We start from the raw sequence: 19019 nt of genomic DNA on the forward strand, positions 1-19019 counted from the left end.
TCCGATCCTTTTCGCTCGCTTCAGGCAGTCGTGGGGGGAATTTCCCCGAGTGTCAATGCAACAGCACGCCGGATTTCTGCCAGATCACGACGGGGTGATCCGGTTTTTCCTGCAACCTGGCCAGCATCGCTTCGGTCTTCAAACCCGGCAAGGTGGCAAAGGCGTCAAACAAGGCATCGCTGCCCTTGGCATTGACCGGGATCATCAACGGCGCCTGTCCGGCCTGCGACAGCACCCAGACAGCCGGATGCGACCGCCCATCAAGCGCCAGCCGCGTGAGGTCGCGCATCGCCACGCTGCCCCCGTCAAGCGGTCCGAAATAAATCACCGCCCCTTCATCCACCTGCACCACGCCGGGGCCGCCCTGCCCGCTGCGAAACCGGGCGCGCTGAATCCCCGCAATGATGAAGATGACGCCCAAGACGGTCACACCATAGCCCAGCCATTTCAAAAGCCCGAACCCGCTGGCCCACCACAGGCCAAGGAGCAGCACCGCCAGCCCCAGCAACGCCTCGCGCCAGCGCATCATGGCCGCGCGCGCCTCGGGGCGCACAAAGCTCATCCCCAATCCCCCAGCGCCTGCTGCCAAATCGTCATCGCCGCAACCGCCGCCGTGTCGGCCCGCAGAATGCGCGGCCCAAGGCTGACCACATGGGCAAAAGGCAATGATTTCAGCCGCGCCCGCTCATCGGGCGAAAACCCGCCCTCCGGCCCGATCAGGATTGCCCACTGATCGCCAGAAGCCGCACCCAACCGCGCGGCACTTCCCACCTCGGCCTCGTCGCAAAACATCAACTGCCGCCCCTCGGGCCAGTCCGCCAACACCCGGTCGAGCTTCTGCAGATCGGCAACTTCCGGCACAAATGTCCCGCCACATTGCTCGGCGGCTTCCACCGCATGTGCCTGCAACCGGTCCTGCCGAATACGCTCGGAATTGGTGAAATCGGTCTGCACCGGCATGATCCGTGCCGCCCCCATCTCGGCGGCCTTTTCCACGATGAAATCCGTGCGCGCCTTCTTGATCGGGGCAAAGATCAGCCACAGGTCGGGCGGCATCTGCAACGGCTTGGTCTGCGCCTCGCAGACCAACACCCCTTTGCGCTTCCCGGCCTCGACCACCCCGCAGCGCCACTCGCCATCGCGCCCGTTGAACAACGCGACCGCGTCCCCCACGCCAAGACGCATCACCCCGAAAAGGTAATGCGCCTGATCCCGCTCAAGAGGAATGGTTTGCCCTTCCCCCAGCGGGTGCTCTACATACAGCCTGACTTTTGCATCTTTCATGGAGCAATACATATGGCCGCCACGCCGACAACGCCAGAGCCTCAAGGGCAGGTTTCCGATGCCGTCAAGGGCAACTGGGTCGATCACCTCGCCCCGGCATGGTCGCGCCCCTACCTGCGCCTTTCCCGGGCAGACCGCCCGATCGGCACATGGCTGCTGTTGCTGCCCTGCTGGCTTGGGCTGGGGCTGGCCATGCTCTTTGACGGGCGTGCTTCGCTCTTTGACCTCTGGATCTTCATTGCCTGCGCAGCCGGGGCCTTCCTGATGCGAGGCGCAGGGTGCACGTGGAATGATATCACCGACCGCGAATTCGACGCCCAGGTCGAACGCACCCGCTCGCGTCCCATCCCCTCGGGACAGGTCACGGCCAAACAGGCCGCTGTCTGGATGGTCCTGCAAGCGCTGATCGCCTTTGCGATCCTGCTCACCTTCAATCTCAACGCCATCCTCCTGGGCATCCTGTCGCTGCTGCCTGTGGTCGTCTACCCCTTTGCCAAGCGCTTTACGTGGTGGCCACAGGTCTTCCTTGGCCTCGCCTTCAACTGGGGCGCGCTGCTGGCCTGGACCGCCCATACCGGCACGCTCAATGCACCAGCCATCGTGCTCTACGTCGCCGGCATCGTCTGGACGCTCTATTACGACACGATCTACGCCCATCAGGACACCGAAGACGACGCCCTGATCGGGGTCAAATCCACCGCCCGCCTCTTTGGCGACAACTCCCCGCAATGGCTGCAAGGGTTCCTGATCGCCACCGTCGCCCTGATGGGGCTGGCCGTGATCCTCGCCGCCATCGACCGCTCCCCGGCATCGCTGGCCGTGGCGCTCTTGGGGCCGCTGGCGATGGGCTGGCACATGCAATGGCAGATGCGCCGCCTCGACATCGCCAATCCGCATATCTGCATGATCCTCTTCCGCGCCAATCGCGACACAGGGCTGATCCCCTTGCTGTTTTTCGCCGTCGCGTGGTTCCTGTGATTGCAAGCCCGTCCCCCGCGTCGTATCACCTCCGCACCACTTCGCTGAAACGGCTGACTGAATGCGTCTATCTTCCCTGCTCATCGTCTTTGCGACCTTCGCAACAGCCGCCCTTCTCAGCTTGATCGCCGCGAGCTTTTCCGCCGACCTGATCGAGGACAGCTCGCGCAGCAGCGTCAAACACGAGCTCGACGTGCAGGGCATGTCCTGGGCCGAGGTCCATGCCGAGGGGCTGCAAGTCTTTCTCGCCGGGGTGGCCCCCTCCGAGGCCGCCCGCTTCAAGGCGATCTCCGCGGCAGGCAGCATCGTCGACGCGGCCCGCGTGATCGACAACATGCAGGTCGAGGCCACGGCCGACATCGCCCCGCCGCGCTTTTCCATCGAGATCCTGCGCAACGACGCGGGTATCTCGCTCATCGGCCTGATCCCGGAAACCTCGGACCGCTCCGACATCGTCGACCAGATGATCGACATCGCCGGACGCCCGAACGTGACCGACCTTCTGGAAACCGCCGAATACACCGCCCCGCGCGGCTGGAACCGGGCCCTGAAATTCGCGCTCTCGGCGCTCGACATCCTGCCGCGCGCCAAGATCTCGGTTGCAGCCAACGCGGTCTCGATCACCGCCATGTCCGACAGCCCCGAGGCCCGGCGCGAACTCGAAGCCGACCTGCTGCGCCGCGCCCCCAAGGACCTGCGCCTTGATCTCGACATCTCCGCGCCGCGCCCGGTGATCACGCCTTTCACCCTGCGCTTCCTGATCGACGAAGAAGGCGCGCGTTTCGATGCCTGCTCGGCCGACACCGAAAAGGCGCGCGTCCGCATCCTGACCGCTGCCCGCCTTGCCGGGCTCGACGGCAGCGCCGATTGCACGATCGGCCTTGGCGTGCCCACCCCGAGCTGGGCCACCGCCGCCGAAAAGGCCATTGCCGGGCTGGCCGTTCTGGGCGGCGGCTCCGTCACTTTTACCGATGCCGACATCACGCTTGTCGCCCGCCAAGGCACCGAACAGGCCCTGTTCGACACCGTCGTCGGCGAACTGGAAAGCGGCCTGCCCGAGGTCTTCGCCCTGCATTCCACCCTGCCCCCGCCGCCCGAAGAAGAGGAAGGCGCTCCGGCCATCCCCGAGTTCACCGCCACACTCAGCCCCGAAGGGCTTCTGCAGCTGCGCGGCCGACTGCCCGACGAATTGTCACGCCAGACCACCGAAAGCTATGCCAAGGCCCGCTTCGGCGGCGGCGCGGTCCACATGGCCGCGCGGCTTGACGACACGCTCCCGGCAAGCTGGCCGGTGCGTGTCATGGCCGGGCTGGATGCGCTGTCGCTGCTGCATAACGGCGTGCTCAACATCACCCCTGACGGCCTGCGCGTCGCCGGACGCACCGGCAACACCGAGGCCAACGCCGAGATCGCCCGCCACCTCGCAGAGAAGCTCTCGCAGACCGACAATTTTTCGATCGACGTGCGCTATGTCGAGGAACTCGACCCGATCGCGGCCCTGCCCACGGCCGAGGAATGCATCGCCGGGCTGCAAGCAATCCAGAAAGACCAGAAAATCCTGTTCGAACCCGGATCGGGCACGCTGGACGCCAGCGCCGAACCGATCATCGACGCGATTGCACAGCAGCTTACCGAATGCCCAGATCTGCGGGTTGAAATCCAGGGCCATACCGACAGCCAGGGCCGCGAGTCGATGAACCAGGCCCTGAGCCAGACCCGCGCCCAATCAGTCCTGACCGCACTTCAGGATCGTCGCATCCTAACAGCGGGCATCGTGGCAACCGGCTATGGTGAAAGCCAGCCGATCGCCGACAATGGCACAGAAGAAGGGCGCGAAGCCAACCGCCGCATCGAGTTTGTCCTGATCCAGCCCGAGGCCGAGGAAGGCGACGGAACAGGCGGCGAGACGACCGACACCGCGCCCGAGAGCGGGTCCGAAGAGACCGCGCCCGAAGACGGGGCCGAGGAGACCGCGCCCGAAGACGGGGCCGAGGAGACCGCGCCCGCGGCGGAAGAGGCTGCGCCCGCGACCGAAGAGGCCCAGCCCGACGCAACCGCCGAAGACACAGAAGACACCGAAGGCTCCGGCGACGCCGAACCCGACACCAGCGGCGACGCCGCGCCAGACGCCCCGGAAACGAACGCCGAAACAGACACCACCGGCACGGAGAACACGACCGATGACACGAACTGAGTTTATCCTGATGACCGCCGTCATCCTCTTCGTGGCCTTCTGCATGGGCTGGTTCGCCAACTGGCTGGTGCACCGCTTCACCCGCGTCGCGCAATCCGACGTGGACCAACTCGAACGCATGAGCCAGGAGTTGCACGAGGCCGAGGAAACCCGCGATCAGGCGATCACCTACCTGCAACAGCGCGAGGCCGAGCTGACCAACCAGCTCACCCAGACCGAGGCCGAGCTTTCGGCGGCCATGGACGGCCTGCGCGATGCCCGCCACGAGGCCGAAGAGCTGCGCGCCTATGTCGAACGGGTGAACCAGAGCGGATAAGAGCAAGCCGCGCATCGCCCGACCGAGGGTGGGCGATGAAACGACGGTTATGCTCGCTTTATCTTACCAAGCACTTCCACAAATGAAATCTGCCCGCACTCTCCAAATCGCCCGCCCATGGGGCGGTCGGGCGATGCGCGGCGCCCTTCGGGCTTGATTCCGCGCTCCTTTGGACAACAACGGTGCACATCAGGCAAACTCACCGCCCGGCGTCTTAAACCAGCGATTTTGCCCGCCCATACCGACGCAATACCGACGTGATACCGACGCAAAACCGCAAGCCATTTTGCCTGTTAACCAAGGGGTTTCAGCACGATTCGGACCCTCTGACGCCTCTGCACTGAATCGCCCCGTTCAGACCCCGTTTACCAACGGCTGAGAGCGTCCTCATCCTCGTCCTTGGCGGCCACCCAATCGGCCCCGTCCCGCGTGATCTCTTTCTTCCAGAAAGGCGCCCGCGATTTGAGGTAATCCATCAGGTACTCCGCCGCCTCAAAGGCATCCTTGCGATGCGGCGCCGCCGTGGCGACCATCATGATCATGTCCCCCGGCTCCAACGCCCCGTGGCGGTGAATGACCAGCACATCGCCAAGGTTCCAGCGCGCCTGCGCCTCGCTCGCAATCTTTTCCAGCGCCTTTTCGGTCATGCCCGGATAATGCTCGATCACCATCCGGTCGAGATCTCCGCGCGCCAGGTCCCGCACCACGCCGGTAAAGGTCACGATCGCGCCCATGTCCTTGTGGCCACTGGCAAAACTGCTTGCCTCGGCCCCAAGATCGAACGCCGCTTCCTGCACCGAAATCCGCATGTCACCCTCCGGTCATCGGCGGGAAAAACGCCACCTCGCGCACGCCATCCAGCGATGCGTCAAAGTCGGTCAGCTCCTGATCCACCGCTACCCGCAGCGCGCTCAGATCGGCAAACGCTGCCGCGTAACGCTCTTCGCGCGCCTTCAGTTCCTCAACCAGCTCGGCCACCGTTTTGGCCCCTGTGTCGACCGTCTCCTTGGGCACCCCGATCCGCTCTCGCACCCATGCAAAGTAAAGCACATCCATCTGCGTCAATCCTTCAAATGCGGCTTGGCCTTGTTGAAATAGTCGATCCCCGTCACCGCCGTCAGCACCGCCGCAATCCACAAGAGCGCCATGCCGATCCAGCCCGACCAGATCATGCCGTCATATTTCCAACGCAGCCCCTGAAGGTCCTCGACTTCCCCGGCCATGACCTGATCCACCAGCGCCTGATCCATGCCCCAGGCGCTCATGCCAAGGTAATGTTCGAACACGCCTTGGGCAAAAAGCGTCGCGATTGCAATCATTTGCGTGGCCGTTTTCCATTTGGCAAGCTTTGTCACCTTAAGCGTCCCGGCCACGTCCCCAAGGAACTCGCGCAGGCCCGATACGAACACTTCCCGGAACAGGATCACGGTGGCCGGCAGCACCAGCCACGGCGACATCGACGAATAGCCCACGATGACCATCAACGCGATCACCACCATGGCCTTGTCGGCGATCGGGTCGATCATTGCGCCCAGCTTGGTCTCCTGCCCAAGGGCCCGCGCCAGATAGCCGTCAAACCAGTCCGTCACCGCCGCCACGAGGAACAGGCACAGCGCAAACCAGTCGGCATAAGGCCGCGTGAAATAAAGGAACATAACAGCGACCATCGGCGCCGCAAGAAGGCGCAGGACCGACAGGATATTTGGGATCGTCCAGTTCATGTCTGCCTTCCTAAAGGCTTTTGAATACAACAGCTAGCCCGACTTTGAACCGAATGTGCTATGATGGGCTCACGCGCGATATGCCAAAGCAAAGGAGAAGAGTATGAAACCAGTTGTACTCCTGATCGGCAAGCTGCGTCAGGTCATCAGCGAGGTGCCCCGCCAGCTGGATCACCTGCCGGTCAACTGGCTGGGCGCGCATGACCATGCCGAGGTCATGCACCAGCTTGAAAATGAACCCAATATTGCCTGCGCCATCATTGGCGGCTCCCTGCCTGACGACGTGCGCGGCGACCTCGTGGCAATGATCGCCACGCGACGGCCAGACATTTGCATCCACGTCAAGGACCGCGCCTCCGGCCCCGACGCCATGGCGGGTTTCGTGGATCGCGTCGTGCGCATGCAATTCGTGCAGGACCGTGCCCCGGCCTAACCGCGTTCGTGGAAATAATCATAGATGGTTTCGGCCAAGGCGTCCGAAATGCCATCCACTGCCTTGAGATCGGCCAGGTTGGCGCGTGACACCGCCTTGGTTGACCCGAAATGCGCAAGTAGGGCGCGCTTGCGCGTCGCGCCCACGCCCGGCACATCATCCAGCGGCGTCGCGCCAATCGCCTTGGCCCGCTTGGCCCGATGGGTGCCAATCGCAAACCGGTGCGCCTCGTCGCGCAAACGCTGCACGAAATACAACACCGGATCATTGTGGCGCAGCGCCATCACCCGCTGCCCGACGCGGTGGAACTCTTCCTTGCCCGCGTCGCGATCCACGCCCTTGGCGACACCCACCATGGGGATGTCCTCAACCCCCATCTCGCGCATGATCTCGGCCACGGCCGAGACCTGCCCCGCGCCGCCATCGATCAGCAAAAGGTCCGGCCACATCCCGTTTTCGCGGTCCGGGTCTTCCTTGAGCAGCCGCTTGAACCGCCGGGTCAGCACCTCTTTCATCATGCCGAAATCATCCCCCGGCGTGAGCGCATCCCCCTTGATATTGAACTTGCGATAGCTGTTTTTCATGAACCCCTCGGGCCCGGCAACAATCATCGCCCCAACCGCGTTGGTGCCCTGAATATGGCTGTTGTCATAGACCTCGATCCGCTGCGGCGGGCCTTCAAGGTCAAAGGCTTCCGCCAGTCCTTTCAACAGCTTGGCCTGCGTCGCGGTCTCGCTCATCTTGCGCGCAAGGCTCTCGCGGGCATTGCGCGCCGCTCCGGCCACCAGTTCGGCCTTTTCGCCTCGCTGCGGCACCAAAATCTCCACCTTGCGACCCAGCTTCTGTGTCAGCGCATCCGCCATCAGATCGGCGTTTTCAATCCCGTGGCTCAGGATCAGCTGCCGTGCCGGGTCCTTGGTGTCATAGAACTGGCCGATAAAGGCCTCCAGCACCTCTGCCGCCTCGATCTCGGCCCCCACCCGCGGATAGAAATCCCGGTTGCCCCAGTTCTGATGCCCCCGGATAAAGAACACCTGCACACAGGCCTGTCCCTTTTCCATATGCAGCGCGATCACGTCGGCTTCGGCCACCCCGCGCGGGTTGATCCCCTGCGCGCTCTGCACATTGGTCAACGCCTTGATCCGGTCGCGCAGCGATGCGGCCTGCTCGAACTCCATCGCGTCCGAAGCCGCCTGCATCTGCTTGGCCAAAGTCTCCTGAATCTGCGTCGACCGCCCCGCCAGGAACCGCTCTGCATCGCGCACGCTTTCGGCGTAATCCGCCTTGGAAATCTTGTCGACACAAGGCCCCGAGCACCGCTTGATCTGGTAGAGCAGGCAAGGCCGTGTCCGGCTCTCGAACATCGCGTCCGAGCAATTGCGCAACAGGAACACTTTCTGCAACTGGTTCAGCGTCCGGTTCACCGCCCCCGCGCTGGCAAACGGCCCGTAGTAGCTGCCCTTTTCCTTCTTTGCCCCGCGATGTTTCTTGATCTGGGGAAAATCGTGCGCCTTGCTCACGAGGATATTGGGAAAGCTTTTGTCGTCGCGCAGCAGCACATTGTATTTCGGCTTGAGCTGCTTGATCAGGTTCTGCTCCAAGAGCAGCGCCTCGGTTTCCGTCTTGGTCGTGAGAAACATCATCGACGCGGTTTCGGAAATCATCCGCGCAATCCGCCCCGAATGCCCCCCCGGTCGCGCATAGTTCGACACCCGCGCCCGCAGGTTCCGCGCCTTGCCCACGTAAAGCACCCGCGCCTGCGCATCCAGCATCCGGTAAACACCGGGCGACCCGTCCAGCGTCTTCAGATATCCGTGGATACAGGCGTAACCGGTGGGGGCGTTAGGGGTTTCTTGATCTTGGGATGTCATAGTCCACCGAAATATGATTCTTTTGGGCGCCCTGCAATCTCCCGCGTTTTTTCGCAAGGCAAAACAAATCCACCGAACCTGTGGATAAGTCTGATGATATCTTTCCGTGAACCGGAAATTTTCCTTGTTTTCGGCCCGCTTCGTTGATTTGCCTATTTTTTAGGCACTATTTTAAGTACTTGAAATAAATAAATATTTTTTCTATGCGTAGCAAAGGACTGAAAACATTACAAAAAATGTAACACGTTTGTGACGATTTGCGCCCCGGTGCAAAACTTGCAGGAGAGAGACAGGTTTAGACCTCGCCGAGCTTCTTCCTGCACCTGAAATACTTGCCCTTACGTCACCCTGAAACCAGACGCGCCCGGGCCTATTCCACGCCCTGAATGTCGGGGGTTTGCCAGCCAAGGTGCTGCCCGCCGTCGACACAGATCAACTGCCCGGTCACGGCCTTCGCATCGAGCAGATAGCCCAAAGCTGCGGTGATGTCCCCCGCATCCGCCCCGCGCTGCAATACCGTGTTGGCCCGCTGGTTCGCAAAGTGCCGGTCGCTCTGACGCGCCCCCTGCAGGGTCGGCCCCGGCCCGATCGCATTGACCCGGATATGCGGCGCAAGCCCCTGCGCCGCGGTCTGCGTCAGCGCCCAAAGCCCCATCTTGGCAATGGTATAGGTCGAAAACTCCGGCGTAAGCTTGCGAACCCGCTGGTCCACCATATTGACCACCAGCCCCGCCGCCACCGGCTCTGCCCCGGCATCCTCCTGCGCCTCAAGCCCCTGTCGGGCCATCGCCTGGATCAGCACGTAGGGCGCGCGCAGGTTGCTTTCGATGTGCCGGTCCCAGCCCTCCCGAGTCGCGGTTTCGATCCGGTCATATTCAAAGATCGATGCATTGTTCACAAGGCATGTCACCGGCCCGTTCAGCCCTGAGACCGCCGCCTCGAAAAGCGCCGCTGTTTCGGCTTCCTGCAACAGGTCGGCCTGCAGCGCGACCGCGTGACGGCCCATCGCCCGGATCTCGTCAACGACAGCCTCCGCCTCGTCGGCGGCGCTGGCGTAATGTACCGCCACATCAAAGCCGCGCTCTGCAAGATAAAGCGCCATGGCGCGGCCAAGCCGCTTGCCCGCACCCGTAACCAAGGCTCTTTTCACGACTGCCCTCCTTCAGACCGTCACGAAAGGACGATCATCACATAGGTAAGATACATCAGGGTCAGGGCGATACCCCAGACCCGGTTGATATCCTGCCGGAAGAACACGAACGGCACGATCAGGATCGACGCGCCCAGCATGACGAACAGGTCGAATTCCAGCTCCTCGATATCCACCGGGATCGGAGCCACGATCGACGTGATGCCGATGATGGCCAGCAGGTTGAACATGTTCGACCCGATCACGTTGCCCAGCGCCACGTCCGCCTGTCGGCGCAGGGCCGCCATGACCGTCGTCGCCAATTCCGGCAGCGATGTGCCCAAGGCCACCAGCGTCAGGCCGATCACCACTTCCGAAACCCCGTACCGGCGGGCAATCACTTCGGCATTGTCCACCATCAGGTCCGCACCAAGCGGCAACCCGACCAGACCCAGTACCAGGAAGACGATGATCCGCCACCACGGCATGTCAGGGTCCGCGCCTTCAAGCTCTTCCTCGTCCTCGACGACAAGCCCCCTAGCCTCCTTGCGGTGCTTGCGCGCGGCCATGAACGCGTCCCCAAGAACAAAGGCCAGTGCGCTCAGCAGCACGACCCCCGACCAGAAGGTGAAAATGCCGCGATAAGACAGGCAAATGAACAAGATCGACGCCGCGATCATGAACAGATAGGTGCGCCGCGTGTTGCAATGGCTGGTGTGCAGCGTCGCCAGAATTGCCGGAATCCCCAGCACCAAAAGGATATTGGCCGTGTTCGATCCGACCACGTTGCCCATGGCAATACCGGGCGCACCCTTCAGTGCCGCTTGCAGCGATATCAGCAATTCGGGCGCCGAGGTGCCAAAGGCCACGATGGTCAGGGACACGATCAGCGCAGGTATCCCGATCCTGAGCGACAGGTTGACCGCGCCGCGCACCAGCGCGTCACCGGCCAAAAGCAGGATTACCAGCCCCAATGAGACGAGAACCCACTCCATGCTTACCCCTTGCCCTTCTGGCAGGGACAAGGCCCCTTGCCAATCCTGTAGCGCCCGCAGCTCGGGCATTTTGCCGATTGTAACCGTTTCTGCCCCGGAAAGCGCAGCTTTCCGAACATGGCCAGCACTGCCATGCCCACCAGGAACAGAGAGACAATCTTGATAATCACGTCAGAGGCCAAAACGCGCGTATTCCGCCCGCTCCTCTATCCCGGCCAGTGCATCCTGCGCCACGTTGGCGCCAAAGCGCTGCCAGACCGAGCGGCGCATGCCATAACGGCGCAGCTTGACGTCCTTGCCGAACTTTTCCTTGAGCACGGGCACCATGTGCCCCAACCCGTCGATCAGGCCCAGTTTTTCCGCCTCGCGACCGATCCACACCTCGCCGGTGAACAGCTCCGGCACATTCTCGAGTTTTGCCCCTCGGCGTGTCTTCACATGCCGGATAAAGCTCGCATGGATCTGTTCCAAAAGCGCGGTCAACCGTTGCACGTCTTCCGGTTTCTCGGGCTTGAACGGGTCCAGCATCGACTTGGATTTCCCAGCCGTGTGCACCCGCCGCTCAAGCCCTTGCCGGGACAGGAACACATGCGCCCCGAACCCGGCCGAGATCACCCCGATCGAGCCGACAATCGAATTGTCATCCGCGTAAATTTCGTCCGCCGCCGCAGCGAGCCAATAGCCCCCCGATGCGGCTACATCCTCAACAAAGGCAAAAACCGGGATGTCCTTTTCCTCGGCCAGCCGCCGGATACGATTGCCGATCATCGAGCTTTGCACCGGGCTGCCGCCGGGCGAATTGATCTCCAGAGCGACGGCCGCCGGTTTGCCCCGGCGGAACGCCTTTTCCAGAACCGGACCCAATGCCGCATCGTTCAACGGGCCACGCGGACCGCTTGCAATCATGCCACTCAGGCGCACAACAGCCACAGTCGGTGGCGATTTGACGAAAGGGATCCAGCGTTTCATGTCTTCGGATGTAGAACGCCCTGCCCCCTTTCACAAGGCAAGCGTTCAACGAAACCTGCCGTGTTGAGGAAATATTGACGCGACGAAAGCCCGCCCGGCCATGAGGAGTGCCCTAACTGCGAATGCGCCACCCGGTCTTGAAGATCCACCAGATCACTCCAAGGCACAGCGCCGTGAACCCGGCAATCGCCAAAAGACTCATCCCGATCGGCACGTCCGCAACCCCGAAGAACGACCAGCGAAAGCCCGAAATCAGGTAAACCACCGGATTGAACAGCGTGATCTTCTGCCAGATCGGCGGCAGCATCGAGATCGAATAGAACGAGCCGCCAAGGAACACCAGCGGCGTCACCACCAAAAGCGGTACGAGTTGCAGTTGTTCGAAATTCCCGGCCCAGATGCCGATGATGAACCCGAAAAGCGCAAAACTCAGGCACGTCAGAACAAGAAAGGTCAGCATCGCCAGCGGGTGCTGGATCTGCACATCCACGAACAAGGCCGCCGTGCCCAGAATAACCAGCCCGATAAACAACGCCTTGGTCGCCGCCGCCCCTACAAAGCCCAGAACGATCTCAAGGAAATTCACCGGCGCGGACAGCAATTCATAAATCGTGCCGATGAACTTCGGGAAATAGATACCAAAGGACGCGTTCGACAAGGCCTGTGTCATCACCGACAGCATGATCAGCCCCGGCACGATAAAGGCGCCATAGCTCACGCCTTCGACCTGGTCGATGCGGCTGCCGATGGCGGCACCGAATACGACGAAATACAGTGATGTCGAAATCACCGGAGAAATGAAACTCTGCGCAATCGTTCGAAAGAACCGGGTCATTTCAGAAACATACATCGCGCGGATCGCTGCCCAGTTCATGCCGCGCCCTCCTTGACCAGCCCGACAAAGATGTCTTCAAGGCTCGATTGTTCCGTGTGGATGTCGCGCAAGGACAACCCGGCGGCCGACAAATCGCCCAAGAGCCGCGTGATCCCGGTGCTTTCACCCCGTGTGTCATAGGTATAGCGCAGCGCCTGCCCGTCATCGGCAAGCTCCAGCCCATAGGCGGCCAGCGCCTCAGGCACGGCCTCAACCGGCTCCTGCAGGTCAATCTGCAGGCACTTCTGCCCCAGCCGCTGCATCAACGCCGTCTTTTCCTCGACCAGCAAGAGCTGCCCGCCATTGATTACGCCAACCCGGTCGGCAATCGCCTCGGCCTCTTCGATATAATGCGTTGTCAGGATGATCGTCGTACCCTGTGCCTTCATCTCGGCCACGATCTCCCACATCTCCTTGCGCAGCTCCACGTCCACGCCCGCGGTGGGCTCATCAAGGAACAGCACCTCGGGCTCATGGGCCAGCGCCTTGGCAATAAGGACCCGGCGCTTCATGCCCCCCGACAGTTCCAGAACCCGCGCGTCGCGTTTATCCCAAAGCGACAGTTGTCGCAGGATACGTTCGATCAGCGCGTCATCCTTGGGCTTGCCAAACAGCCCGCGCGAAAACGCGACCGTATCCCTGACCTTGGAAAAGGGTTCCAGATTGATCTCCTGCGGCACCAGCCCAATCAGCCGTCGCGCCGCGCGATAGTCGCGCACCACGTCATGCCCACCAACGGCGATCGTGCCCGACCCCGGGTTGGTGATACCGCAAATTGTTGAAATCAAAGTGGTCTTTCCAGCACCATTTGGCCCGAGCAATGCCAGTATCTCGCCCTTGCGGATCGACAGGGTCACGCCTTTCAGCGCCTCGAACCCGCCCGCATAGGTCTTTCGCACATCACTTATGTCGACAATCGTTTCCATCAGTCCCCTCACGCCTTCGCCCGCGCAAGGTATCACCCTCGCGCCAAAGGCCAAGTCGCAAACCAAGAGACCAACCTGTGCATTCGCGCAGGGTCAGCGGCGCTCAGCCGCCCCTAAGTCGCTTGAACAGGCCTTTCTTTTCGCCCTGCTCTTCCTCGGCGTTCTCCGGCACGCCCTCAGGCTCATCGTCCGCAGGCCCCTCCAGATGCTCCTGAAGGTTGGTAAAGAACTGATCCGCCATTTTCTTGGCAAACCCGTCGATCAACCGCGAGCCCAGCTGGGCCAGCTTGCCCCCGACTTTCGCGTCCACCTCATAGCTCAGCAAAGTCCCGGTTTCGCTTGCCGCCAGGGTCACGTCCGCCCCCCCCTTGGCAAAACCGGCAGCGCCGCCCTTGCCTTCGCCGGTCAGTGTCAGGCTTTCCCCTTCGACCATGTTCGAGAGCACGACCTGCCCCTTGAACGTCGCTTTCACGGGGCCAACCTTCTGCACCACCACGGCCTCAAACCCGTCCTCGGGCGTCCCGGTCACTTCCTTGGCACCGGGCACACAGGCCTGCAGCACATCCGCACTCAAAAGCGCCGCCCAGACCTCGGCAACGGGGGCCGCGATTTCGCGCTCATCGCTCATATGCATGGGGTGGTCCTCCTCATCTCAACGCGTCGCCAAACTAGGCCCGGCAGACACCCCGCGCAACCAGACCAAGGTCTAACGATTGCGCCGGGGCATTTCCTCGTTCGTGGTCCAGTCAAACGTGCCCTCATCGCGTTCACGCACCGCCTGTTTCCAGCCCTTCTGCTCGGAGCGTGCCTTGAAGTTCATACCCTCGGGTGAATGCCGCGTGATCCCGTCGAACACCGTGGCAAGTCGCTGCGTCTGGTTGATCCCGGCCATCTCCACCGCCTGGTTGATCACCATCTTCTGCATTGCCAACTGGTTTACGGGCACACTCGCCATCCGCGCGGCCAGCGCTTCGACCTCATCATCCAGCGCGTCCTCAGGCACCGCCTTGAGCACAAGACCCATATCCGCCGCCTCGCGCCCGGTGATCTTGTCCCCGGTCAACAGCATGCGCTTGGCCTTTTCCGGCCCCAGCCGATAGACCCACATCGCCGTCGTCGGACAGCCCCAGACCCGCGCCGGCATGTACCCGATTTGCGCATCCTCAGCCATGATCGTCAGGTCGGCACAAAGCGCGATGTCCGATCCGCCCGCCACCGCAAACCCATGCACCTTGCAGACCACCGGCTTCATCGCCCGAAACAAGCTCATGAAATCCTGCGTGTTTTTCCACATGAACTGGTAATCCTGCATCGGATCCCATGGCATCTCCTGAACGCCCGGATTCGGCCCTTCCGCCTGAGCAAACTCGGTCAGGTCATAGCCCGCGCAAAACGCCTCGCCTGCCCCGGAAAGCACCATGACATGTACCTCGGGGTCGGCCTCCGCCTCCGCCACCGCCGCCGCAATCTGGCCCGGCATCGCCATTGAAATCGCATTGCGCACTGCGGGCCGGTTCAGGGTAATTCGCCCGATCCGCCCGTCCTTTTCATAGCGCACGTGCACCTCTTCAGCCGAAGTCATTGCAAGTCCTCCCTGATCGACTTTCACCCCGCAACTTTGCCGCTCTGCACCCCGTTATGCCCAACCTGACGTGGCGTCTCTTTTTTTCACCCACCCACCAATCCCGTGCTTTCCCCCTGAAAAAACGTGGCAATTAACTTATTTTCGCTATGCGGAATAGCATTCCGCAGATTGACACAAGCCAAAAAATTCGCTCTCATCCGCCCACAGGAACGAAATGACCAAATTTTCAGGGAGCCGGACCCATGATTGCCAGCCTGCTTGAGCCCAAAGAGGGCGTCGGCCTTGAATACGGCCTGTCCAAGTGGATTCGCATCGATCAGGCCATGATTGATGCCTTTGCCGACACCACAGGGGATCACCAGTACATTCACACCGACCCGGAAGCGGCCAAGGAGTCGCCCTTTGGCGGCACCATCGCGCACGGGTTCCTGACCCTTGCCCTCTTGCCGCAGATGGTGGCCGAGGCCGTCCCCAAGACCGCCAATGCCGAAACCGGGGTCAATTACGGTTTTGACCGCGTCCGCTTTGTCGCCCCGGTGCGCTCGGGGTCCGAGATTCGCGGCCGCTTTACGCTGGCGCGCTACAGTGAACCCCAGCCCGGCGTTCAGGAAATGATGTGGAACGTCACAGTCGAAATCCGTGGAGAGGACAAGCCCGCCCTCGTGGCGCAGTGGAAAAACCTCTTCTTCGAGAAAAAAGCCTAATCACCAGCAACAGGACAAGACCCATGCGCGACGCCCTTATTGTCTCCACCGCCCGCACCCCGATCGGCAAGGCCTATCGCGGTGCCTTCAACAACACGCAGGCCCAGGAGTTGATCGGCCACGCCGTTAGCCACGCTGTGTCACGCGCCGGTCTCGAAGGACACGAAGTTGACGATTGCATCGTTGGTGCCGCGATCCAGCAGGGCAGCACCGGGGGCAATATCGCGCGTCAGGCCGTGATCCGCGCAGGACTTCCGGTATCTGTGGCGGGCATGTCGCTCGACCGCCAATGCGCCAGCGGCATGATGGCAATTGCCACGGCGGCCAAGCAGGTTGTGCATGACGGTATGGATGTCGTCATCGGCGGCGGCGTCGAATCCGTTTCACTGGTTCAAAACCAGAACATGCGCACCGACCGCGCGGGAGATCCGTGGATCAAGGAACACAAGCCCGCACTCTACATGACCATGCTGGAAACCGCCGAGATTGTCGCTGACCGCTATGGCGTCACCCGCGAGGATCAGGACGCCTATGCCCTGCAAAGCCAACAGCGCACCGCCGCGGCACAGACGGCAGGCAAATTTGATGACGAGATCGTGCCCCTGACCTCGTCGATGGGCGTGATGGACAAGGAGACCAAGGAAATCTCGTTCCACGAGGTGACGCTAGAAAAAGACGAAGGCAACCGCCCCGGCACAACGCTTGAAAATCTTCAGGGCCTGCAGCCCGTGTTCAAGGATGGGCAGGTCGTGAAACAAGGCCAGCACATCACCGCAGGCAACGCCTCGCAACTGTCTGATGGTGCCTCGGCCTCGGTTGTAATGGAGGCCAAGCTGGCCGAACAGCGCGGCCTGACCCCGCTGGGGCGCTATGTCGGTGTCATGGCCGCCGGGCTGGAACCCGACGAGATGGGTATAGGCCCGATCCACGCAGTCCCTAAGCTGCTCAAGGCGCATGGGCTGACCATGGACGATATCGGCCTCTGGGAGCTCAACGAGGCGTTCGCCTGCCAGGTGCTGCATTCCGCGCGCGTGTTGGGCATCCCGAACGAATTGCTCAACGTGAACGGCGGCGCGATTTCCATCGGCCACCCCTATGGCATGTCCGGCGCGCGCATGGTCGGCCATGCGCTCATCGAAGGCAAACGCCGGGGCACGAAATACGTGGTCTGTACCATGTGTGTCGGCGGCGGCATGGGCGCGGCGGGTCTTTTCGAAGTTCTCTGAACACCGTTTCAACGGTGAACTCTTCAGGCGGCGCCCCGGTGCCGCCTTTTCTTGCGCCGATCAGCGTTGACGGCGCAGCAGTACAACCCAGACGCGCCGTCGCAGAACCGCCCCAACTGTCACCCAGATCAGAACAGCACACAGCACAGACTTGGAAACGGTCTCCATGGTGCCCTCGATCAACAGGGCATGCACCACGCTCCCAACCATGATTACGAGGAACAGTGCGGTGTGCAGGATGCGCCACAAGCGCGGGCGCATGGGTGGCCCCATCGCCGCCAAGCCCGCCGACAGGACCAACGCCCACATCGCCAATACACCCCAGACGGAAAACGGCGTGGGCGAGCGGAACAACAATGCGTCGATCATGTCCGGCGGGCTGGTCAGCCACAGCCCCGCCACATGCACCCCCACCAGCGTCAGAACCAACAGGCCGACCCACCTGTGCACACGCCGCGCCCTCTGGCGCAATAGCCCCGGCAGCTCCGCCGCCGCCAGCAGCGGCTGAAAAACCATGACCGTCATCGCCAGTATCCCTGCAAAACCCGCCACGACATAGGGCGCGTCCCGCCACTGTAACAGCGGGCTCTGCGTGGCCAGCGCAAACGGCACCATCAGAACACAGGCGCCCGTCCCCCAGATCGCCAGACTGCGCACCTGCTCAGACCGGGTTAAGCACAAAATCCGCCCGAAGTTTTGTGTCCTTCGAACTCTTCATGACAGGGCGCAGGAACACCGTTTCAAATTCGCCGCTGTCATAAGCCAGATGCCCGTGAGGCTGGCCGAACGCGGGGACGATCTGGGGCATCTCCAGCCGGAATTCGCCCTTATCATTGGTCAGCGTCGCGCCATGGCTGTGCCAGTCGCGCTCGTGCCCTTCGGTGGTATGCGCCCAGATCTGGATGCGCTGCCCCGCCAGAGGCGCCCCGTCGCCCGCGCGTCGGACCGTCCCATACATCCAGAACCCGCCGCCCCCGATCCGTTCGACGATCGGCGCTCCGGGGCGGTAATTGTTCGCCCCGCCCCGCATCGAGCGCGTTGGCGCAAGCGACTTGGCCCGCGCCGGCGCCAATAGCCCCGACCCGCCCGTCATCAGCGCAGCCCCCCCGGTGACCAACGCGCTCCGCCGTGAAAACAAATGTCTCGCCATCGGGCATCCTCCGAAACGTGAACTCCTGGCCTCACCATAGCGCAAAAGCGCCTCACAGCCGAAGCCGCCATGTTCACGAAGCGATCACACCTCGGTCAGGTGGGGTCCTCTTGACGAAATATCTGCCTAATCTCCATTGCAGATCAGGAGGACCGACATGCTGACACGCCGTACCACCCTTGGCCTTTTGGCCACCGCCCCACTGGGCCTTGCCCTCGCGCCCCGCGCCGCCCTTGCGCGCGAACCCGAAGTGTTTCAGAATCCGCTGGCCATCAACGGCTATGACCCGGTGGCCTATTTCACCATGCAGAAACCCGTTGCCGGGAGCGATGCCCACAAGCTGATGTGGAACGGCGCGACATGGCTTTTCTCAAGCGCCGAAAACGCCGCAACCTTCGAAGCCAATCCACGCGCCTATGCCCCTGTCTTTGGGGGCTACTGCGCCTACGCTGCGTCCAAGGGCTATCTCGCCCCCACCATACCAGAGGCATGGACGATCCACGAGAACACGCTCTACCTCAATTACAACCTGCGCGCGCAGGAGCTTTGGCGGCAGGACATCCCCGGCAATATCGCCAAGGGGCTGGCAAACTGGCCCGGAATACTTGGGTGAGCAAAAAGGCGCGGCCCAAAAGGACCGCGCCAGTGTTTTCCGAAAAGGGAC

The 19019-nt window shown here is 62.2% G+C and carries 22 protein-coding genes; 7 read left to right on the top strand and 15 right to left on the bottom strand.

Annotated elements, in window-relative coordinates:
• Positions 1-52: 52 nt before the first annotated feature.
• Both BMZ35_RS03915 and BMZ35_RS03920 read right to left on the bottom strand, forming a co-directional pair.
• Positions 53-562: a hypothetical protein gene (locus BMZ35_RS03915; RefSeq protein WP_093091056.1), complete on the bottom strand. Its 510-nt coding sequence runs from the start codon at positions 560-562 to the stop codon at positions 53-55.
• A complete protein-coding gene (locus tag BMZ35_RS03920; protein WP_093091058.1) occupies positions 559-1284 on the bottom strand; it encodes a 16S rRNA (uracil(1498)-N(3))-methyltransferase in 726 nt (241 codons plus the stop codon). Before BMZ35_RS03920 ends, BMZ35_RS03915 begins: the two co-directional genes overlap by 4 nt.
• A 12-nt stretch (positions 1285-1296) precedes the next feature.
• Here BMZ35_RS03920 and ubiA point away from each other — a divergent pair, with 12 nt between their 5' ends.
• The 3 genes from ubiA (at position 1297) to BMZ35_RS03935 (ending at position 4772) form a co-directional block, all read left to right on the top strand.
• Complete coding sequence (gene ubiA, locus BMZ35_RS03925; protein ID WP_242654686.1) at positions 1297-2262, top strand: 4-hydroxybenzoate octaprenyltransferase; 966 nt, start codon at positions 1297-1299, stop codon at positions 2260-2262.
• A gap of 61 nt (positions 2263-2323) precedes the next feature.
• Positions 2324-4456: an OmpA family protein gene (locus tag BMZ35_RS03930; protein WP_093091062.1), complete on the top strand. Its 2133-nt coding sequence runs from the start codon at positions 2324-2326 to the stop codon at positions 4454-4456.
• A complete protein-coding gene (locus tag BMZ35_RS03935; RefSeq protein ID WP_093091064.1) occupies positions 4443-4772 on the top strand; it encodes a hypothetical protein in 330 nt (109 codons plus the stop codon). The genes BMZ35_RS03930 and BMZ35_RS03935 overlap by 14 nt, the downstream gene beginning before the upstream one ends.
• Positions 4773-5137: 365 nt before the next feature.
• Here the strand turns inward: BMZ35_RS03935 and BMZ35_RS03940 are convergent, their stop codons facing one another.
• The 3 genes from BMZ35_RS03940 to pgsA are packed head-to-tail and all read right to left on the bottom strand — an operon-like array spanning position 5138 to position 6493.
• Entirely contained in the window at positions 5138-5581 is a 444-nt protein-coding gene (locus BMZ35_RS03940; RefSeq protein ID WP_093091066.1) for a molybdenum cofactor biosynthesis protein MoaE, read from the bottom strand.
• A 1-nt stretch (position 5582) separates the two neighbouring features.
• Positions 5583-5828, bottom strand: a complete 246-nt coding sequence (moaD, locus tag BMZ35_RS03945) for a molybdopterin converting factor subunit 1 (RefSeq protein WP_093091068.1) — start codon at positions 5826-5828, stop codon at positions 5583-5585.
• A gap of 5 nt (positions 5829-5833) precedes the next feature.
• Positions 5834-6493, bottom strand: a complete 660-nt coding sequence (gene pgsA, locus BMZ35_RS03950; protein ID WP_093091070.1) for a CDP-diacylglycerol--glycerol-3-phosphate 3-phosphatidyltransferase — start codon at positions 6491-6493, stop codon at positions 5834-5836.
• A 103-nt stretch (positions 6494-6596) separates the two neighbouring features.
• Between pgsA and BMZ35_RS03955 the strand changes: the two genes are divergently transcribed.
• Positions 6597-6926, top strand: coding sequence for a hypothetical protein (locus tag BMZ35_RS03955; RefSeq protein ID WP_093091072.1), 330 nt, complete (start codon positions 6597-6599; stop codon positions 6924-6926).
• Here the strand turns inward: BMZ35_RS03955 and uvrC are convergent.
• From uvrC to BMZ35_RS04000, 8 genes are all read right to left on the bottom strand, one after another.
• The gene (gene uvrC / locus BMZ35_RS03960; RefSeq protein WP_093091074.1) at positions 6923-8797 is read right to left on the bottom strand and encodes an excinuclease ABC subunit UvrC; all 1875 of its coding nucleotides are present in this window, start codon (positions 8795-8797) and stop codon (positions 6923-6925) included. The two genes, BMZ35_RS03955 and uvrC, sit on opposite strands and share 4 nt — an antisense overlap.
• 370 nt (positions 8798-9167) lie before the next feature.
• Entirely contained in the window at positions 9168-9947 is a 780-nt protein-coding gene (locus BMZ35_RS03965) for an SDR family oxidoreductase (protein ID WP_093091076.1), read from the bottom strand.
• Positions 9948-9967: 20 nt separating this feature from the next.
• Positions 9968-10921 carry a calcium/sodium antiporter gene (locus BMZ35_RS03970; RefSeq protein WP_093091078.1) on the bottom strand — a complete coding sequence of 318 codons (954 nt, stop codon included), beginning with the start codon at positions 10919-10921 and terminating at the stop codon, positions 9968-9970.
• A 171-nt stretch (positions 10922-11092) separates the two neighbouring features.
• Positions 11093-11890: a S49 family peptidase gene (locus tag BMZ35_RS03980; protein WP_093091082.1), complete on the bottom strand. Its 798-nt coding sequence runs from the start codon at positions 11888-11890 to the stop codon at positions 11093-11095.
• Between the two features lie 112 nt (positions 11891-12002).
• The gene (locus BMZ35_RS03985) at positions 12003-12764 is read right to left on the bottom strand and encodes an ABC transporter permease (protein WP_093091084.1); all 762 of its coding nucleotides are present in this window, start codon (positions 12762-12764) and stop codon (positions 12003-12005) included.
• Positions 12761-13690: an ABC transporter ATP-binding protein gene (locus tag BMZ35_RS03990; protein ID WP_093091086.1), complete on the bottom strand. Its 930-nt coding sequence runs from the start codon at positions 13688-13690 to the stop codon at positions 12761-12763. The genes BMZ35_RS03985 and BMZ35_RS03990 overlap by 4 nt, the downstream gene beginning before the upstream one ends.
• Before the next feature lie 103 nt (positions 13691-13793).
• Complete coding sequence (locus BMZ35_RS03995) at positions 13794-14324, bottom strand: SRPBCC family protein (protein ID WP_093091088.1); 531 nt, start codon at positions 14322-14324, stop codon at positions 13794-13796.
• Positions 14325-14396: 72 nt separating this feature from the next.
• The gene (locus tag BMZ35_RS04000; protein WP_093091090.1) at positions 14397-15272 is read right to left on the bottom strand and encodes a crotonase/enoyl-CoA hydratase family protein; all 876 of its coding nucleotides are present in this window, start codon (positions 15270-15272) and stop codon (positions 14397-14399) included.
• 245 nt (positions 15273-15517) lie between these two features.
• Between BMZ35_RS04000 and BMZ35_RS04005 the strand changes: the two genes are divergently transcribed.
• Complete coding sequence (locus BMZ35_RS04005; RefSeq protein WP_093091092.1) at positions 15518-15979, top strand: MaoC family dehydratase; 462 nt, start codon at positions 15518-15520, stop codon at positions 15977-15979.
• Positions 15980-16002: 23 nt separating this feature from the next.
• Positions 16003-17205, top strand: a complete 1203-nt coding sequence (locus tag BMZ35_RS04010) for an acetyl-CoA C-acyltransferase (RefSeq protein WP_093091094.1) — start codon at positions 16003-16005, stop codon at positions 17203-17205.
• A 60-nt stretch (positions 17206-17265) separates the two neighbouring features.
• On the opposite strand, the gene BMZ35_RS04015 is transcribed toward BMZ35_RS04010, so the two are convergent.
• Complete coding sequence (locus tag BMZ35_RS04015) at positions 17266-17862, bottom strand: ferric reductase-like transmembrane domain-containing protein (RefSeq protein WP_242654687.1); 597 nt, start codon at positions 17860-17862, stop codon at positions 17266-17268.
• A 4-nt stretch (positions 17863-17866) separates the two neighbouring features.
• Positions 17867-18355 carry a peptidase associated/transthyretin-like domain-containing protein gene (locus BMZ35_RS04020; protein WP_093091096.1) on the bottom strand — a complete coding sequence of 163 codons (489 nt, stop codon included), beginning with the start codon at positions 18353-18355 and terminating at the stop codon, positions 17867-17869.
• A gap of 157 nt (positions 18356-18512) precedes the next feature.
• Between BMZ35_RS04020 and BMZ35_RS04025 the strand changes: the two genes are divergently transcribed.
• Positions 18513-18968 carry a YHS domain-containing (seleno)protein gene (locus BMZ35_RS04025; RefSeq protein WP_093091098.1) on the top strand — a complete coding sequence of 152 codons (456 nt, stop codon included), beginning with the start codon at positions 18513-18515 and terminating at the stop codon, positions 18966-18968.
• Positions 18969-19019: the final 51 nt, after the last annotated feature.

This window comes from Shimia aestuarii, assembly GCF_900114635.1.
Classification (GTDB): domain Bacteria; phylum Pseudomonadota; class Alphaproteobacteria; order Rhodobacterales; family Rhodobacteraceae; genus Shimia; species Shimia aestuarii.

Bases quoted from the DNA above. Each gene is read 5' to 3' on its own strand.
- BMZ35_RS04025 (WP_093091098.1), top strand. From the start codon at position 18,513: ATGCTGACACGCCGTACCACCCTTGGCCTTTTGGCCACCGCCCCACTG.
- pgsA (WP_093091070.1), bottom strand. From the start codon at position 6,493: ATGAACTGGACGATCCCAAATATCCTGTCGGTCCTGCGCCTTCTTGCG.
- BMZ35_RS03940 (WP_093091066.1), bottom strand. From the start codon at position 5,581: ATGCGGATTTCGGTGCAGGAAGCGGCGTTCGATCTTGGGGCCGAGGCA.
- moaD (WP_093091068.1), bottom strand. From the start codon at position 5,828: ATGGATGTGCTTTACTTTGCATGGGTGCGAGAGCGGATCGGGGTGCCC.
- ubiA (WP_242654686.1), top strand. From the start codon at position 1,297: ATGGCCGCCACGCCGACAACGCCAGAGCCTCAAGGGCAGGTTTCCGAT.
- BMZ35_RS03955 (WP_093091072.1), top strand. From the start codon at position 6,597: ATGAAACCAGTTGTACTCCTGATCGGCAAGCTGCGTCAGGTCATCAGC.
- BMZ35_RS03970 (WP_093091078.1), bottom strand. From the start codon at position 10,921: ATGGAGTGGGTTCTCGTCTCATTGGGGCTGGTAATCCTGCTTTTGGCC.
- BMZ35_RS03930 (WP_093091062.1), top strand. From the start codon at position 2,324: ATGCGTCTATCTTCCCTGCTCATCGTCTTTGCGACCTTCGCAACAGCC.
- BMZ35_RS04010 (WP_093091094.1), top strand. From the start codon at position 16,003: ATGCGCGACGCCCTTATTGTCTCCACCGCCCGCACCCCGATCGGCAAG.
- BMZ35_RS04020 (WP_093091096.1), bottom strand. From the start codon at position 18,355: ATGGCGAGACATTTGTTTTCACGGCGGAGCGCGTTGGTCACCGGGGGG.
- BMZ35_RS03980 (WP_093091082.1), bottom strand. From the start codon at position 11,890: ATGAAACGCTGGATCCCTTTCGTCAAATCGCCACCGACTGTGGCTGTT.
- BMZ35_RS03915 (WP_093091056.1), bottom strand. From the start codon at position 562: ATGAGCTTTGTGCGCCCCGAGGCGCGCGCGGCCATGATGCGCTGGCGC.
- BMZ35_RS03985 (WP_093091084.1), bottom strand. From the start codon at position 12,764: ATGAACTGGGCAGCGATCCGCGCGATGTATGTTTCTGAAATGACCCGG.
- BMZ35_RS04000 (WP_093091090.1), bottom strand. From the start codon at position 15,272: ATGACTTCGGCTGAAGAGGTGCACGTGCGCTATGAAAAGGACGGGCGG.
- uvrC (WP_093091074.1), bottom strand. From the start codon at position 8,797: ATGACATCCCAAGATCAAGAAACCCCTAACGCCCCCACCGGTTACGCC.
- BMZ35_RS03990 (WP_093091086.1), bottom strand. From the start codon at position 13,690: ATGGAAACGATTGTCGACATAAGTGATGTGCGAAAGACCTATGCGGGC.
- BMZ35_RS04005 (WP_093091092.1), top strand. From the start codon at position 15,518: ATGATTGCCAGCCTGCTTGAGCCCAAAGAGGGCGTCGGCCTTGAATAC.
- BMZ35_RS03935 (WP_093091064.1), top strand. From the start codon at position 4,443: ATGACACGAACTGAGTTTATCCTGATGACCGCCGTCATCCTCTTCGTG.
- BMZ35_RS03995 (WP_093091088.1), bottom strand. From the start codon at position 14,324: ATGCATATGAGCGATGAGCGCGAAATCGCGGCCCCCGTTGCCGAGGTC.
- BMZ35_RS03920 (WP_093091058.1), bottom strand. From the start codon at position 1,284: ATGAAAGATGCAAAAGTCAGGCTGTATGTAGAGCACCCGCTGGGGGAA.